This is a genomic window from Janthinobacterium sp. JF4, assembly GCF_059617925.1.
The window spans coordinates 49,208-64,472 of the sequence record NZ_JCAQAV010000034.1; the positions used below are offsets into that span (position 1 = coordinate 49,208).

The 15,265-nt window shown below is 62.9% G+C and carries 15 protein-coding genes; 11 read left to right on the forward strand and 4 right to left on the reverse strand.

Going from position 1 to position 15,265, the window contains the following annotated elements; genetic code table 11:
• Positions 1-21: 21 nt before the first annotated feature.
• Positions 22-849, reverse strand: a complete 828-nt coding sequence (gene dapD, locus AC54AF_RS20995) for a 2,3,4,5-tetrahydropyridine-2,6-dicarboxylate N-succinyltransferase (protein ID WP_131687277.1) — start codon at positions 847-849, stop codon at positions 22-24.
• Positions 850-862: 13 nt separating this feature from the next.
• Entirely contained in the window at positions 863-2,095 is a 1,233-nt protein-coding gene (gene dapC, locus AC54AF_RS21000) for a succinyldiaminopimelate transaminase (protein ID WP_496638077.1), read from the reverse strand.
• Between the two features lie 236 nt (positions 2,096-2,331).
• Here dapC and tsaB point away from each other — a divergent pair, with 236 nt between their 5' ends.
• Genes tsaB through AC54AF_RS21020 form a run of 4 tightly spaced genes read left to right on the forward strand, consistent with a single transcriptional unit; the run spans position 2,332 to position 5,351 of the window.
• Entirely contained in the window at positions 2,332-3,057 is a 726-nt protein-coding gene (gene tsaB, locus AC54AF_RS21005; RefSeq protein WP_496638078.1) for a tRNA (adenosine(37)-N6)-threonylcarbamoyltransferase complex dimerization subunit type 1 TsaB, read from the forward strand.
• A complete protein-coding gene (gene rimI / locus AC54AF_RS21010; RefSeq protein ID WP_496638091.1) occupies positions 3,057-3,545 on the forward strand; it encodes a ribosomal protein S18-alanine N-acetyltransferase in 489 nt (162 codons plus the stop codon). Before tsaB ends, rimI begins: the two co-directional genes overlap by 1 nt.
• On the forward strand, positions 3,542-4,420 hold the full coding sequence (locus AC54AF_RS21015) for a uracil-DNA glycosylase (protein WP_496638079.1): 879 nt from the start codon (positions 3,542-3,544) through the stop codon (positions 4,418-4,420). The genes rimI and AC54AF_RS21015 overlap by 4 nt, the downstream gene beginning before the upstream one ends.
• Positions 4,401-5,351, forward strand: coding sequence for a DUF1853 family protein (locus AC54AF_RS21020; RefSeq protein WP_496638080.1), 951 nt, complete (start codon positions 4,401-4,403; stop codon positions 5,349-5,351). The genes AC54AF_RS21015 and AC54AF_RS21020 overlap by 20 nt, the downstream gene beginning before the upstream one ends.
• Positions 5,352-5,450: 99 nt before the next feature.
• On the opposite strand, the gene lplT is transcribed toward AC54AF_RS21020, so the two are convergent.
• Entirely contained in the window at positions 5,451-6,713 is a 1,263-nt protein-coding gene (gene lplT, locus AC54AF_RS21025) for a lysophospholipid transporter LplT (protein WP_496638081.1), read from the reverse strand.
• A 246-nt stretch (positions 6,714-6,959) separates the two neighbouring features.
• On the opposite strand from lplT, the gene alr reads away from it, so the two are divergent.
• From alr to fliD, 4 genes are all read left to right on the forward strand, one after another.
• Positions 6,960-8,057, forward strand: coding sequence for an alanine racemase (alr, locus tag AC54AF_RS21030; RefSeq protein WP_496638082.1), 1,098 nt, complete (start codon positions 6,960-6,962; stop codon positions 8,055-8,057).
• An 80-nt stretch (positions 8,058-8,137) separates the two neighbouring features.
• A complete protein-coding gene (gene radA / locus AC54AF_RS21035) occupies positions 8,138-9,514 on the forward strand; it encodes a DNA repair protein RadA (protein ID WP_131687285.1) in 1,377 nt (458 codons plus the stop codon).
• 131 nt (positions 9,515-9,645) lie between these two features.
• Positions 9,646-9,966, forward strand: coding sequence for a PilZ domain-containing protein (locus tag AC54AF_RS21040; RefSeq protein WP_496638083.1), 321 nt, complete (start codon positions 9,646-9,648; stop codon positions 9,964-9,966).
• A 230-nt stretch (positions 9,967-10,196) separates the two neighbouring features.
• A complete protein-coding gene (fliD, locus tag AC54AF_RS21045; RefSeq protein WP_496638084.1) occupies positions 10,197-11,582 on the forward strand; it encodes a flagellar filament capping protein FliD in 1,386 nt (461 codons plus the stop codon).
• A 112-nt stretch (positions 11,583-11,694) separates the two neighbouring features.
• Here the strand turns inward: fliD and AC54AF_RS21050 are convergent, their stop codons facing one another.
• The gene (locus AC54AF_RS21050) at positions 11,695-12,495 is read right to left on the reverse strand and encodes an AraC family transcriptional regulator (protein WP_496638085.1); all 801 of its coding nucleotides are present in this window, start codon (positions 12,493-12,495) and stop codon (positions 11,695-11,697) included.
• A gap of 100 nt (positions 12,496-12,595) precedes the next feature.
• Between AC54AF_RS21050 and AC54AF_RS21055 the strand changes: the two genes are divergently transcribed.
• The 3 genes from AC54AF_RS21055 to AC54AF_RS21065 all read left to right on the forward strand — a co-directional run bounded on the left by AC54AF_RS21055 (position 12,596) and on the right by AC54AF_RS21065 (position 15,162).
• Positions 12,596-13,846: an MFS transporter gene (locus AC54AF_RS21055; protein ID WP_496638086.1), complete on the forward strand. Its 1,251-nt coding sequence runs from the start codon at positions 12,596-12,598 to the stop codon at positions 13,844-13,846.
• A gap of 32 nt (positions 13,847-13,878) precedes the next feature.
• Positions 13,879-14,373: a ribonuclease E activity regulator RraA gene (gene rraA, locus AC54AF_RS21060; RefSeq protein ID WP_496638087.1), complete on the forward strand. Its 495-nt coding sequence runs from the start codon at positions 13,879-13,881 to the stop codon at positions 14,371-14,373.
• Positions 14,374-14,520: 147 nt separating this feature from the next.
• Positions 14,521-15,162 carry a choice-of-anchor C family protein gene (locus tag AC54AF_RS21065; protein WP_496638088.1) on the forward strand — a complete coding sequence of 214 codons (642 nt, stop codon included), beginning with the start codon at positions 14,521-14,523 and terminating at the stop codon, positions 15,160-15,162.
• Positions 15,163-15,265: the final 103 nt, after the last annotated feature.

The window sequence follows — 15,265 nt, forward strand, 5'->3', positions numbered from 1 at the left end:
GTGCGCCTTGCGGCGCAGTATTTAGATGCCGCGCAGCAACTCGTTGATGCCGGTCTTGGCGCGCGTCTTCGCATCCACGCGCTTGACGATCACGGCGCAGTACAGCGAGTACTTGCCGTCTTCCGATGGCAGGTTGCCCGAGACCACGACGGAGCCGGCTGGCACGCGGCCGTACGTGACTTCGCCCGTGGCGCGGTCGTAGATCTTGGTCGACTGGCCGATGTACACGCCCATCGAGATGACCGAGTTTTCTTCGACGATCACGCCTTCGACGATTTCCGAGCGGGCGCCGATGAAGCAGTTGTCTTCGATGATGGTCGGGTTCGCTTGCATCGGTTCCAGCACGCCGCCGATGCCGACGCCGCCGGACAGGTGGACGTTCTTGCCGATCTGGGCGCAGGAGCCGACGGTGGCCCAGGTGTCGACCATGGCGCCTTCATCGACGTAGGCGCCGATGTTGACGTAGGACGGCATCAGCACGACGTTCTTGGCGATGAAGCTGCCGCGGCGGGCGACGGCTGGCGGCACCACGCGGAAACCGCCCTTGGCGAAGTCTTCCTTGGTGTAATTGGCGAACTTGGTCGGGACCTTGTCGTAGAACTGCATCGTGCCATCCGATGGCAGGACGACGTTGTCTTCCAGGCGGAACGACAGCAGCACGGCTTTCTTGACCCACTGGTTGACGACCCAGTCGCCCGAGGTTTTTTCCGCCACGCGGATGCTGCCGTTGTCCAGGCCATTGATGACGTGGGACACGGCGTCGCGCAGTTCGGCCGTGCCGTTGCCTGGATTGATCTCGGCGCGGTTTTCCCAGGCCTGGTCGATGATGGTTTGCAGTTGTTGGCTCATGATGATGTCTTGTTTATGTAGGGGTTGATGCGGATGCGGAAAGCTGCTGGCAGAATTTTACTATGCGTAAGGCCGCTTCCAGCCCTTCGGCCGTTTCGGCCACCAGGGCCATGCGGATGCGGTTGCGTCCCGGATTGATGCCGTGCGCGTCGCGCGCCAGGTAGCTGCCAGGCAATACCGTGACATTATATTCGGCGTACAGGCGTTGCGCGAATTGCGTGTCGGACAGTCCCGTGCGGCTGACGTCGGCCCACAGGTAGAAGCCGGCGTCCGGCAATTGCACGTCCATCACCGCTTGCAGCAACGGCGTGATGGCGTCGAACTTGGCGCGGTACTTGGCGCGATTTTCCTCGACATGGGTTTCGTCGTTCCAGGCCGCGACGGAGGCCGCCTGCACGGCAGGGCTCATGGCGCCGCCGTGGTAGGTTCGGTAGAGCAGGAATTTTTTCAGCACTTCCGCGTCGCCCGCAACGAAGCCCGAGCGCATGCCCGGCACGTTCGAGCGCTTCGACAGGCTGGAAAACACCACCAGGCGCGCGTACGGGCGTTCGATGGTGGACAGGCCCAGCATGTGCGCCGCCTGCAGCGCGCCCAGCGGGGGCGTGTCGCCGTGGTAGATCTCGGAATAGCACTCGTCGGCGGCGATGACGAAATCGTAGCGCTCGGACAGGGCGAACAGGTGTTCCCAGTCCGTCAGGGTCAGCACGGCGCCCGTCGGGTTGCCGGGCGAACACAGGAACAGCAGCTTGACCTTTTCCCATACGCTGGCCGGCACGCTGTCGTAGTCGCAGCCGAAATTGCGCGCCGGGTCGGAATTGACGAAATATGGTTCGGCGCCGGCCAGGTAGGCCGCGCCTTCATAGATCTGGTAAAACGGGTTCGGGCTGATCACGAGCGAACGGGCCGACGGATCGATCACCGTTTGCGCCAGCGCAAACAGCGCTTCGCGCGAACCGTTCACGGGCAGGATTTGCGTGGCAGGATTGAGCTTGGGGATACCGTAGCGGCGCTCCAGCCACCCGGCGATGGCGCTGCGCAAGGCTTCCGAACCGATGGTGGTCGGATAGCTGGCCAGGCCATGGATATTGTCGGTCAATGCCTGCTCGATGAAGACTGGCGTCGGATGCTTGGGTTCGCCCATGCCCAGGCTGATGGGCGCATACTCGGGATTGACCGTCACGCTGGCAAACAGCTGGCGCAGCTTTTCAAATGGATATGGTTGCAGTTTAGCAAGAAGTGGATTCACGGAACGGACCAGGGCAAGAGTGGGAAGACAATGTGGCTTAGTAATGGCTGAATAATGGCTGAGCCAATGCTTGGCGCGGCAGACTTGATGCCGGTCAAATAATAAGCTGCGTCTTTCATTATAGCCGTCCTCGCGGGCCCGCTGTGCAAGCCGCATCGGCCTGACCGCTGCCCGGCTGGTTCATGCATGCCATGCCGGGGAGTGCCGCAGCATGGCGCGGCAAGGTAAAATACGCTATGTCTACCTTACTTCCCACCCTGCTTGCTATTGAAACCTCGTCCGAACTGGCCTCCTGCGCCTTGTTGCGCGGCGATGCCGTTCTGTCCCGTTCGTCGTCCGGCGTGCGCACCCATTCCCAGTCCATCTTGCCGATGGTGCAGGAATTGCTCGCTGAAGCTGGCGTGACCCTGGCCGACGTCGACGCCATCGCCTACGGCTCCGGCCCCGGCTCGTTTACGGGCGTGCGCACGGCCTGCGGCATCGCGCAAGGCCTGGCCTACGGCGCCAGCTTGCCCGTCGTGCCCGTCGTCACGCTCGACGCCATGGCGCTCGCATGCCACCAGCAGCATGGCGCGCAGCGCATCGTGACCGTGCTTGACGCCCGCATGGGTGAAGTGTACTGGGCGCAATATGATTATCAAGATGGCTTGCAAGCCGTGTTGCCGCCGGCCCTGAGCGCGCCGGCTGGCGTGGCGCCGCAAGGCGACGTCACCGGTTGTGGCAACGGTTTTAGTGCATACGCCGAAGCACTGGCCGCGCTGCCATGTGCCGCCAGCGCGGACGCGGCCATCATGCCGCACGCCGTGCAGGTGGCGCAGCTGGCGCGCATCGCCTTCGCGGCCGGCCGTTTCGTCACGGCGGCCGAGGCGCAGCCTTTGTATTTGCGCAACAAGATCGCCTACACGAGCGCGGAACGCCTCGACATGCAGGCTGCCAAGGCCGCCGCGGAGTCGGCGCAATGATGGAAGCGGGCCAGGACCGCGCTGCCGGCTGGGACTTGCTGCGCCTCGACTATCAGCCGATGCAGGAAGCGGACTTGGCGGAAGTGCTGGCGCTGGAACAGCGCGTGTATCCGCATCCCTGGACGCACGGCAACTTCGTCGATTCGCTCAAGAGCGGCTACCCGGCCTGGGTGCTGCGCGACGTCGATGGCACCTTGCTCGGCTACTTTTTGCTGATGCTGGTCGTCGATGAAGCGCACTTGCTCAACGTGGCCGTCGAGGGCGCCATCCAGGGGCAGGGACTGGGCCGCTTCCTGCTGAACCAGTCCTGCGCCTGCGCGCGCCAGCTGGGCATGGAATCGATGCTGCTGGAAGTGCGTCCGTCGAACGTGCGCGCGCTCGATATTTATCAGCGTTATGGATTTGAACAGATCGGCCGGCGCAAGGGATACTATCCGGCCAGCAACTCGCAACGTGAGGACGCCATCGTGATGCGTTATACCTTATGAGCCGCAGCGCCGTTTTCCTCGATGAAATGGGCGTCGGCCCCCTGTGGCGCTTGCGCCAGGGTGGCGCGCCCGAGGCCGTTGACGCCGTCGTCGAGGCTGCCGTGGAGATGGACGTCGCCGTGGTGCCACCTGCTGCCGAAGCCGTTGAAGCAGTGATGGAGGTGGTCGCCGAGGTGCAGGCCGAAGCGCCCGTCGCCGTGGCCGCCACGCCAGTTCCTGCCACGGAGTCGGACGACACGGCCTGGTTCGACGATGCGCCGCCACCGCCGCCCGCCAGACCGCTGAGCGATGCCGATATCGCCGCCCTCGACTGGGATGGCTTGACGGCCGCCGTCGCCAAGTGCGCGCGCTGCGACTTGTGCAAGACGCGCAAGGGCGTCGTCATGGGCCGTGGCGAGCGCCAGGCCGATTGGCTGATGCTGGCCAGCAGCCCCTCGCGCGCGGAAGAACGGGAAGGACGCGCCTTGCCGGGAGAGCAGGGCAAACTGCTCGACAATATGCTGAAAGCCATCGACCTCGATGCGGGTCGCGACGTGTACATCACGCATTTGCTGAAATGCCGTCCGCTCGACGAGGCGGGGCAGGAACGCTTGCCGACAGCAACCGAGTCGGCCGCCTGCCGCCCGTATTTTGAGCGCGAACTGGCCCTGCTGCAGCCGCGCACTATCTTGACGCTCGGTTCGATGGCCGCCGCCGGCATCCGTCCTGGCGAAAAACCCGTGCGCGGCACCGTGCGCCAGCTGGGCAATGCCTCGGTCGTGGCCACCTTCCATCCGGAAATGCTGCTGCAGGACGAGACGGGCAAGGCCAAGGCCCGCGCCTGGGCCGACCTGTGCCTGGCGAAAAGCACGCACGGTGATTCGCACGGTGATTGATGCGGCCGCCGGCACCTTCCAGGCCCGCTTCGAGCGCCGCTGGGGGCATCTGACGCACCCCCGGGTGCGCGCGCTGGCCTGGCTGCTCGATTCGCCCGACTTGCTGGATCCGGCCAGTCAGCATTGGGGCGGGCGCATCGCCAGCCTTGCGCCCGTCACGCCTTTTGTCGCGGCGTGGCTGGGAGCGCTGCAGGATGATCCGTCGCCGCTCGATGCGGCGCTGGGGCCGAAATTCTATTCCCGCCTGGGCCTGTATGCTGAAAAGCTGCTGGCCTTTTATTTTGAACAGCATGGACTGCTGCAGGCGCATGGCTTGCAGGTGCAAGTCAACCGCAGCGACACGGTGGGCGAGTTCGATTTCCTGCTGCGTGACGGAGATGGCTTGCTGCACTGGGAATTTGCCACCAAGTTCTACCTGCTCGAAGGCGCGCCCGATCCCGGCATTTTCAACCACTTGATCGGCCCGAACCTGGCCGATACTTTGGGCTTGAAGATGCGCAAGATTCTCGATAAGCAATTGGCCTTGTCCCGTCATCCGGCCGCGCAAACTCTGCTGACGCAGCCCGTGCGCGCGGCGCAGGCGCTGGTCAAGGGCTGGCTGTTCTATGCATCGGGCGCCACGCCCGTCATGGACGGCATTTCCCAGGAACACGGACACGGCTTCTGGTGCACGCCAACGCAATTGCCGGCGCGGCGCTATGTCGTGCTGCCGCGATTGCAATGGCTGGCGCCGTTCAAGGGGCGCGACGTGGAGGTGCTGGATGCCGATGCCTTGCGCGCGCAGTTGTTTGATCTGGCGCAACCGGTGATGGTGGCCATGGTAGATACTGTCGAAGGCTGGGAAGTGGAGCGCACGCGCGGTTTTGTCGTGCCGCCTGACTGGACGGAGCAGGCTGCCGCGCGGCGGCTGGCTGGTACGCTGCCAGCGTAATGCTGGGGTCAGTCGCTTTGCGATCGGAATGTATCCCATTGGGATACATTCCCCCGCCGGGACTCGGCGTCCCCGTCTGACCCCAGCCCTTGCTTGGGTTTAATGTTTCTGCTCGCCAATCAGAGAAAGATTGTCATGTTCCAGCTGGTTCAGCTTGTGCTTGCGCATGATCATGTACATGGTGCCGGCGACGAACAGGCCGAACAGGGTGATGATGATATTGAGCGGCAGGTGCAAACGGATCATGATCGAATACACGGCCAGCATGGTCAGAATCGACAGGTTTTCATTGAAATTCTGCACGGCGATGGAATGGCCCGCACTCATCAGCACGTGGCCGCGGTGTTGCAGCAATGCATTCATTGGCACGACGAAGAAGCCGGACAGGGCGCCGATGAGTATCAGCAGCGGGTAGGCGATCCACACGGAGTGTACTTGCGTCATCATCATGACGATCACGCCCATGGCGATGCCCAGCGGGATAACGGTCAGCGATTTGCGCAAGGGAATGAAACGCGCCGATAGCACGGCGCCGGCGGCCACGCCGATGGCGACCACGCCCACCAGGCTGGTCGCCTTGTCGAACGGCATGTTCAACGATTGCTTGGCCCATTCCAGCACGATCAGCTGCAAGGTGGCGCCAGCGCCCCAGAACAGGGTGGTCACGGCCAGGGTGATCTGGCCCAGCTTGTCTTTCCACAGGATGGAATAGCAATTGGCAAAATCGGTAATCAGTTTGATAGGATTGCGTTCCTGGTGCGCATACACGCAGCCCGTGTCGGGAATCTTCAGGTTGGCCAGGGTCGCCAGCACATAAATGCCGACCACCACGCACAGGGCCGCTTCCGTCTTGCTGGTGATGCCCGTATTGATCAGGGGGATGTCGATGGACAGCAGCATGTCGGACACGTGGCCGCTGACGAGCGCGCCACCCATGACGGTGCCGAGGATGATGGAGGTGACGGTCAAGCCTTCGATCCAGCCATTCGCCGCCACGAGCTTTTCCGGCGGCAGCAGTTCCGTCAGGATGCCGTACTTGGCGGGCGAGTACACGGCCGCGCCAAAACCGACGACGGCGTAGGCCAGCAGCGGATGCACATGGAAGAAGACGAGGGCGCAGCCGAAGATCTTGACCATGTTGGCGATGAACATGACCTTGCCTTTCGGCAGAGCATCCGCGAAGGCGCCGACAAAAGCGGCCAACAGCACGTAAAACAGCACGAACGACAATTTGAGCAGCGGCGTGATCCACGCCGGGGATTTCATGGACACCAATAAATCGACGGCGACAAAAAAGAGGGCGTTATCTGCCAGCGAGGAAAAGAACTGCGCCGCCATGATGGTATAAAAACCACGATTCATTCTGAATTGCCTGAAATCATATCTGGCTTGCTTTATACCACGAAAAAACGGCAAACCCCAAGTTTGCAAGGGGCTGCTTTGCATCGTCTTGCCTAAGCGAAGCTTAATTTTTCTGCCGTAGAAAAATACATCACATATGAGCATTTTGTAAATAATGTCCTCTGCACACGATCGTGGGCGTCTGCCGTGTCCGCGTACTGTGCATCCGGTAAAATACGGCTTTCCCACCCGCCGAGTGTCACGCATATGCCCAGGCCCCTCATCGCCACCATCCATCTCGATGCCATGCAACACAATCTGGCGCGCGCGCGTGCCGGTGCCCGCGGCGCCAACGTGTGGGCCGTCGTCAAGGCGAACGCCTACGGCCATGGCCTGGAACGGGCCATGCGGGGCTTTGCCGACGCCGATGGCCTGGCGCTGGTCGAGGTCGATTACGCCGTGCGCTTGCGTGAACTGGGCTGGACCAAGCCCATCTTGCTGCTGGAAGGTTTTTTTGACGCCAGCGATTTGCCTGTCATGGCGCAGCACAAGCTGAACGGCAGCGTGCATTGCGAAGAACAGATCGCCATGCTGGCAGCGGCGCGCTTGCCGCACGCCATCGATGTGCACCTGAAAATGAATACGGGCATGAATCGCCTGGGCTTCACGCCGCAAGCCGTGGCGGGGGCCTATGCGCGCCTGCGCGCCATGCCGCATATCGGCACGATCACCCTGATGACGCATTTCGCCAATGCGGACGAGGCGGGGGCCACGCGTTTGCCGCTGGCCCAGCAGATGCTGCGTTTTGAAGCGGGCGCGGCCAGCATTGGTACTGCTTTGCCGCGCAGCCTGTGCAATTCGGCCGGCGTGCTGCTGCACCAGCTCGACAGCGACTGGGTGCGTCCCGGCATCATGCTGTATGGCGGCACGCCCAGCGGCGCTCCCGGCGGCACGTCCGCGCAAGCGTTCGGCTTGCTGCCCACGATGACCTTGCGCAGCCGCATTATCGGCATCCAGCATATCGCCGCCGGCGACGTAGTGGGTTATGGCAGCCGCTACGAAGCGGCCGGCGATATCACGGTGGGCGTGGTGGCGTGCGGCTATGCGGACGGCTATCCGCGCCACGCGCCCGAAGGCACGCCCGTGCTGGTCGACGGCGTGCGCACGGGCCTCATCGGTCGCGTCTCGATGGACATGCTGATGGTCGACCTGACGCAGGTGCCGGGCGCACAAGTCGGCAGTGCCGTCACCCTGTGGGGCGAGGGCCTGCCGATCGACGAGGTGGCCCTGGCCGCCGGCACCATCGGCTACGAGCTGATGTGCGCCCTGGCGCCGCGCGTGCCCGTGGTCGAAGCGGCACAGTGACGGCGGCCCGCCGTTTGTATATACTGTGAATCCACTGTATATATAGACAGCATATTCACCTTACCCGGGCACAGTACACCATGGCAAAAGTCAAGACCATCTACACCTGCAGCGATTGCGGCGCCATCAGCAACAAATGGATGGGGCAATGCACTTCGTGCAACCAGTGGAATACCATGGTGGAAACCCTGCCCGAGACGGGCGGCAACAACCGCTATTCGAACCCGCAGCATATGTCGCTGGCGCAGACGGCGCCCGTGCTGTCGCTCGACGATATCGACGCCATCGACGTGCCCCGCTTCGGCACGGGCATCGAGGAATTCGACCGCGTGCTGGGCGGCGGCATGGTGGCGGGCGGCGTCGTGCTGATCGGCGGCGACCCCGGCATCGGCAAGTCGACCCTGCTGCTGCAGGCGCTGGCCAACATGTCGCACCACAAGCGCGTGCTGTACGTCAGTGGCGAAGAGTCCGGCGCGCAGATCGCCCTGCGCGCCAAGCGCCTCGTCATCGACGCCAAGGAACTCAAACTGCAGGCGGAGATCCAGCTGGAAAAGATCCTGTCCACCTTGCACGACCTGAAGCCGGAAGTGGTGGTGATCGACTCGATCCAGACCGTGTATTCGGACGCCCTCAGCTCGGCGCCCGGTTCCGTGGCGCAAGTGCGCGAATGCGCGGCGCAGCTCACGCGCGCGGCCAAGCAGACGGGCGTGACCATTATTTTAGTCGGCCACGTGACGAAAGAGGGCGCGCTGGCCGGCCCCCGCGTGCTCGAGCACATCGTCGACACGGTGCTGTATTTCGAGGGCGACGCGCACTCCAGCTTCCGCCTGGTGCGCGCCATCAAGAACCGTTTCGGCGCCGTCAATGAACTGGGCGTGTTCGCCATGACGGAAAAGGGGCTGAAAGGGGTGTCGAACCCGTCCGCCCTGTTCCTGTCGCAGCACGACAACCAGGTGCCCGGTTCCTGCGTGATGGTGACGCAGGAAGGCACGCGCCCGCTGCTGGTGGAAATCCAGGCCCTGGTCGACACCAGTCACCTGCCCAACGCGCGCCGGCTGTCCGTCGGCCTGGAGCAGAACCGCCTGGCCATGCTGCTGGCCGTGGCGCACCGCCATGCGGGCATCGCCGCGTTTGATCAGGACGTCTTCATCAATGCCGTCGGCGGCGTGAAGATCACGGAACCGGCGGCCGACCTGGCCGTGTTGCTGGCGATTAACTCGTCGATGCGCAACAAGCCGCTGCCGCGGGGCCTCGTGGTGTTTGGCGAGGTGGGGCTGGCGGGCGAAATCCGTCCCGCGCCAAGGGGCCAGGAGCGCTTGCGCGAAGCGGCCAAGCTGGGCTTTACCCTGGCCGTGGTGCCCAAGTCCAATCTGCCCAAGCAAGCGATCGAAGGCCTCAAGGTCATCGGCGTCGAGCGCATCGATGAAGCGTTTAACAAGTTGCGCGACCTGGAGTAAGAGTTGGTATGGTGTAAATGCCAAGCTTGAGGCAAGTCAAACAAAATTTCCGTTTAGAACTATAATATTTGTCCGATGGATTCACCCCATGAATCCGCATCGACAATGAATTGATAGAGAAGCGGAATACAGTGTCAGTTGAGCAAAGGCAGGGCGCACGCAAGATTTTGCGTGCCAAGGCAATGTTGGTAATGGATGGCGCGGGCCCCGTGGCGGCGCGCACCCTCGATGTGGGGCCGGGCGGCATGGCGGCCGTCATCGCGGAACCGGTGCCGACAGGCAAGCAGGGCAAGGTGCTGTTCGAGTTGTTTTACGATGGCTCGGCGCACATCATCGAGGCGCGCGCGTCCGTCTCGCACTGCATTTTCAGCAGTGCCGGTTTCAAGGTGGGACTCACTTTCCTGCACCTCGACATGGCCGTCAGCAGTGCCATCTCGAAATTCATGCGCTGAGGCATGGCTGACGATAAGCGGCAGGTGAAATGCGCTAGAATGGTGCATATGGGTTTGCAGTCAGGAAAAACTTGTTCTGTTCGCTGTTTTGATATTCCGGTAATACTGCATAATTATCAACCAGAAGAGGGACCTTGCCGCGCCACGCGCGCCAGCCGTCCGTCTCCAGCGCAGCACGGTCACGACCTGAACCGTGTGCCATGACCTTACACCCGACGGGAACGCCTACCATGTTTAATTCGACCATCAACAGCAGGGCCTACACCAACAACACGCAGCAGACGACGCAGGGCAATATCTCGGCCGATGTGTATGCGAAGGTGGAGCGCCAGATGCAGTCGCAAAACACGGGCGTCGTCAAGCTCAACGCCAGCCTGGCGCGCGACCAGGCCAAATTCTCGGGCCTGGGGCAGCTGCAATCGGCGCTGGCGAAATTCCAGGCCGTGGCCAAGAACATGGCCGGTAGCGGCCTGGCGACCTCGGCCACATCGAGCAGCAAGGATGTGCTGAGCGCCACCACCACCGACAAGGCCGCCAGCGGCAGCCATGAGCTCAACGTCAAGCAGCTGGCGCAGGGACAGACCCTGCTCAGTGGCGCGCAAAAGTCGTCGAGTGCGGCCATCGGCACGGGTGCGCCGGCGCTGGTGAAGATCGAAGTGGGCTCGGCCGACGGCAAGCAATTTACGCCCGGCAGCGGCAAGATCATTTCGCTGACCATCGACAGCAGCAATAATAGCCTCGACGGCATCGCCGCTGCACTCAAGCAGCAGGGCATCGACGCCAGCGTGGTCAAGGGCCCCGATGGCTATTCGCTGGCCTTGAACGGCAAGAGCGGCGCCGACGGCAGCATGCGCATCAGCGTGGCCGGCGACGCGGCCGTCAGCAATCTGCTCAGCTATGCGCCCGGCGCTGGCAAGGGCATGCAGCAAACGGCCGCCGCGCAGGATGCGCTGCTGACGGTTGACGGCAAGGAAATCAAGAGCGCCACGAATACCCTGACGACGGCTGTCGAGGGCGCCACCATCGAATTGAAGAAAAAAGGCACGACGGACCTCGTCATCGCCAAGGACAGCAGCCAGATCGCCAGCAACGTGGCCAGCTTCGTCACGGCCTACAATGAACTCAACAGCAAGCTGCAGAGCCTGCAGCAGGGCGATTTGAAGTCCGACACGGCCCTGGGCCAGGTGCGTTCGCAGATGGAGCAAGTGCTGCGCACGGCCAGCACGGGCGTGCCGTCGTCGGTGCTGAGCAGCGCCGGCGTGACCTTGGGCAAGAGCGGCGAACTGGTGCTTGACGACAAGAAACTCAAGGCCGCCATCGCGGCCGATCCGGACGCCGTCAGCAAGATGTTTACCAACAACGGCAAGGGCGTGGCGGATCAGTTCGCCAGCAAGATCGGCGAGCTGACGGGCGAAACGAGCATCATCCGCAAGGAAGTGCAGACGGTCGGCAAGGACATCACCACCCTGACCAACAAGAAGGCCGTGCTGGCCAAGGCGCTGACGGCGCAGGCGCAGGCGCTGGTGAAGGCGTATTCGGCCCAGGAGCAGATGGGCACGAACTCGGCCTTGCCGGGCTATACCGGTAAAAATTCCTTATTTGACTTCATGGCTTAAGGGCGCACCGCTAGAGCGCGCATGGCGGCGTTGCACCGCCTTGCCGTACCAGCGTACTGCCTGCGGCGTTGCGCCTTGCCCTGAGCGCTGTATCGGCGCGCTTTCCAGTTGGCTAGATTCTGTCGCCCTGGGCAAAGAAGGCCGACGGCGAACTGCCGAAGGTCTTCTTGAACATGGCGGAAAAGGCCGACTGGCTGGCGTAGCCCAGTTCTTCGGCCACCTGCGACAACGGCACGCCGCGCGCGATCAGGGGCGCCGCGTGCGCCAGGCGCACTTGCTGGCGCCACTGGCCAAAACTCATGCCCAATTCCCGTTCGAACAGCCGCGCCAGGGTACGTTCCGAGGCGCCCACTTGCTGCGCCCAGTGTTCCAGGGTCTGGTGCGAACCCGGTTTCTCGATCAGGCTGTCGCACAGGGTTTTCAGGCGTTTGTCGCTGGGCAAGGGTACGCGGATGGGACGCGTGGCCGAGCGTTTCAATTCATCAAGGATCAGTTCGGCCAGCAATGCCTCGCGCGCCGGTTCCTGTCCCGGGTCCAGCTGTTCCAGCGCCATGATCAGCTGGCGCAGCAGGTTCGATACTTCCAGTACCTTGCAATCGTGGCCCGCGAAGGGTGCGCGCGCGGCATGGATGCACAGGGGGCGCAAGCGGGTTTTTTCCAGTATCGTGACGGCATGCTCCACGTTGGGCGCGATCCAGATGGCGCGCATGGGCGGCAGCACCCAGCTGCTGTTGTTGGCGGTGATGCGCAGAACGCCTTCGAGCGCCATCGTGACCTGGCCCCAAGGGTGGCTGTGCGGTAACAAGAATTCATCGGGTTGCAGGTCGCGCGCGATCATGGTCACGGGAATGGTCGCGCTGGGCGCTTCCCGTGGCGGACACATGCGGGTATGGTGGAGGATAGGTACACCCATCAGCTTGGCCTTAATTCGATAAATTATGTCGTTCTGTCGGAAAACAGACGATGGTATTTTGCATACACTTGAGCTTCATCAGTATAAGACAGGGTATGACATGATAACAACTAACTCGGCAATGGACTTGCCACCGCAGTCACCGCCAACCTTGCGCAGCGATGCGCGCGTCATCGCCCTGGTGGGGCTGGCGCATGGCGTGTCGCACTTCTACCATCTGATCCTCGCGGCCCTGTTCGTCTGGCTGAAACCGGCCTTCGGCCTGTCATATGCGGAGCTGGGCCTGCTGATGACGGTGTTCTTCATCATCTCGGGCGTAGGACAGGCGCTGGCCGGTTTTGTCGTCGACCGCTTCGGCGCCCGCGCCGTGTTGTTTTCCGGCATCTTCTTGCTGGGCGTGTCGGCGCTTGCCCTGTCCACCGCGCACAGCTATGCGGCGCTGATGCTGGGCGCCATGCTGGCAGGCATGGGCAACAGCGTGTTCCATCCGGCCGACTACACCATCCTCAACCAGCGCGTCTCGGCGGCACGCGTGGCCTACGGCTTTTCCGTGCATGGCATCAGCGGCAATATCGGCTGGGCCCTGGCGCCTTTGTTCATGACGTATGTGGCCACCCAGTATGACTGGCGTGTGGCGCTGCAATGCGCGGCCGTGCTGCCGTTTGGCGTGCTGCTGATCCTGTTCCTGAACCGCCACGCCATCCGCCCCGAGCCCGTGAAAAAGGCGGCGCCAGGCCAGGCGGCTGGCGGCGAAGGCACGCTGGATTTTTTACGCCTGCCCGCCGTGTGGATGTGCTTTGCCTTCTTCTTCATTACCGCCATCGCTCTGGGCGGCATCCAGAGCTTTGCCAGCGTGGCCCTGGTCAAGCTGTACGGCATGAGCCTGGCGCTGGCTACCAGTGCCTACACGGCCTATATGCTGGCTTCGGCCGTGGGCATGCTGGCCGGCGGCGTGGTGGGCGCGCGCAGCAAGCAGCCGGACCACAACGTGGCCATCGCCTTTTCCGCCGCCGCGCTGCTGGCCGTGCTGCTGGCCATGGCCGTCGTGCCGGCCTGGGGTGCGGTGGTGCTGATGGGCGCCATCGGCTTGACGTCCGGTGTGGCGGGCCCGTCGCGCGACCTGATGATACGCGCGGCAGCGCCGAAGAATGCCACCGGGCGCGTGTATGGCGTCGTGTATTCGGGCCTCGACAGCGGCCTGGCCGTCGGGCCCCTGTTCTTTGGCGCGCTGATGGATGGCGACCATCCGGCCCTGCTGTTCGTCTTCATCGGCGTGTTCCAGGCACTGGCGATTGCCACGGCCGTCGGCGTGGGCGGAAAAACCCGCGCGGCGGCGCTGCAAAGGGCATAGAATCGTTGCCATCTGCAACGAAAGGAATCCCCATGACCTTTGCCACCACCGACCTGTGCGACGACTATGCAGCCATGCTGGACGATGGCACGCTGGCCGTGCTGCCGCCCGTGTACCGCGCCTTTGGCCAGCGCGTGCGTTTCAGTGGCCCTGCCACCACCTTGCACGTGTTCGAAGACAATGCGCTCGTGCGCAGTACCCTGGAAATGCCGGGCCAGGGCCATGTGCTGGTGATCGATGGCGGCGGCAGCCTGCGCCGCGCGCTGGTAGGCGGCCAGTTGGGCGTGCTGGCCGAAAGCAACGGCTGGGCCGGCATCGTCGTCGATGGCTGCATCCGCGACAGCGAGGAAATCAATGTCTGCCAGATCGGCGTGCGCGCCCTGGCCACGCATCCGCGCAAGAGCAACAAGACGTGCGCCGGCCAGCGCGACGTGCGCGTGCAGATCGGCGGCGTGACCGTGCATCCGGGCGACTGGATCTACGCCGATGCGGATGGCATCCTGGTGGCGCGCCAGCAACTCGATTGAGCTATCGCCCTCCATGAGGGGGGGCTGAAGAGGTTGCAAAATATCCACATTCAATATGTTTTTGCAAAGTTCTTTGATTTTTATCATGGCTGAGATATGATTTCACTTAAGGTAACTTTAATGCCAGCAAGGCAAGGAAATCAGCTCATGAAAATCGCCACCATCGCCGCAGTTGTCGCTCTGTTTGCAGCAGGCAGCGCCAGCGCCAGCCCCGTCAACCTGATCACGAACGGCAATTTTGAAACGGTCGCTGCCGGCTACACCTTCGACAGCGGCTTTAAAGTCGTCAACAGCGGTGCGTCGGCCATCACGGGCTGGACCGTGGGCGCCAGTTCCGTTGACCTGATCCGCAATGCGTATAACGCCATCAATGGCTACAGCATCGATATGCTGGGCACACCTGGTCCGGGTTTCCTCTCGCAAAGTTTCAGTGTCGTTGCCGGTCAGACGTATAGCCTGAGCTTTGACATGGCGCGCAATTCCGGCGGCCCCGCAGGCCAGGGCGTGAGCGTCAATTTCGGTGGCGTGGCCGGTGATTTCTACTCGACGGCCGCCGCCTCGAACACCTTGTACAGCAACACCCTGAGCTTCACGGCCGCTTCCACCGGCCTGGCGACCCTGTCGTTTGCCAGCGCCGCCAAGGCCGGCACGCCGTTCGACAAGTACTCGGGCGCCGTGATCGACAACGTGTCCGTGATGGCCGCCGTGCCGGAACCGGAAACCTACGCCATGCTGCTGGCCGGCCTGGGCCTGATGGGTTTCCTGCGCCGCCGCAAGGCCGCCAAGTAAGCCTGGTTTTGTCCGAGATCAAACCGCCTGCTGCCATGCACAGGCGGTTTTTTTAGGCTCTGTCCTCGGCAAATAGGGGAAATGCCGGAATCTTCTCTTGGCA

Excerpts from the sequence above, each read along its gene's own strand:
- AC54AF_RS21015 (WP_496638079.1), top strand. The coding sequence starts at position 3,542 with ATGAGCCGCAGCGCCGTTTTCCTCGATGAAATGGGCGTCGGCCCCCTG.
- lplT (WP_496638081.1), bottom strand. The coding sequence starts at position 6,713 with ATGAATCGTGGTTTTTATACCATCATGGCGGCGCAGTTCTTTTCCTCG.
- AC54AF_RS21065 (WP_496638088.1), top strand. The coding sequence starts at position 14,521 with ATGAAAATCGCCACCATCGCCGCAGTTGTCGCTCTGTTTGCAGCAGGC.
- rimI (WP_496638091.1), top strand. The coding sequence starts at position 3,057 with ATGGAAGCGGGCCAGGACCGCGCTGCCGGCTGGGACTTGCTGCGCCTC.
- dapD (WP_131687277.1), bottom strand. The coding sequence starts at position 849 with ATGAGCCAACAACTGCAAACCATCATCGACCAGGCCTGGGAAAACCGC.
- fliD (WP_496638084.1), top strand. The coding sequence starts at position 10,197 with ATGTTTAATTCGACCATCAACAGCAGGGCCTACACCAACAACACGCAG.
- rraA (WP_496638087.1), top strand. The coding sequence starts at position 13,879 with ATGACCTTTGCCACCACCGACCTGTGCGACGACTATGCAGCCATGCTG.
- AC54AF_RS21050 (WP_496638085.1), bottom strand. The coding sequence starts at position 12,495 with ATGGGTGTACCTATCCTCCACCATACCCGCATGTGTCCGCCACGGGAA.
- alr (WP_496638082.1), top strand. The coding sequence starts at position 6,960 with ATGCCCAGGCCCCTCATCGCCACCATCCATCTCGATGCCATGCAACAC.
- AC54AF_RS21055 (WP_496638086.1), top strand. The coding sequence starts at position 12,596 with ATGATAACAACTAACTCGGCAATGGACTTGCCACCGCAGTCACCGCCA.
- radA (WP_131687285.1), top strand. The coding sequence starts at position 8,138 with ATGGCAAAAGTCAAGACCATCTACACCTGCAGCGATTGCGGCGCCATC.
- tsaB (WP_496638078.1), top strand. The coding sequence starts at position 2,332 with ATGTCTACCTTACTTCCCACCCTGCTTGCTATTGAAACCTCGTCCGAA.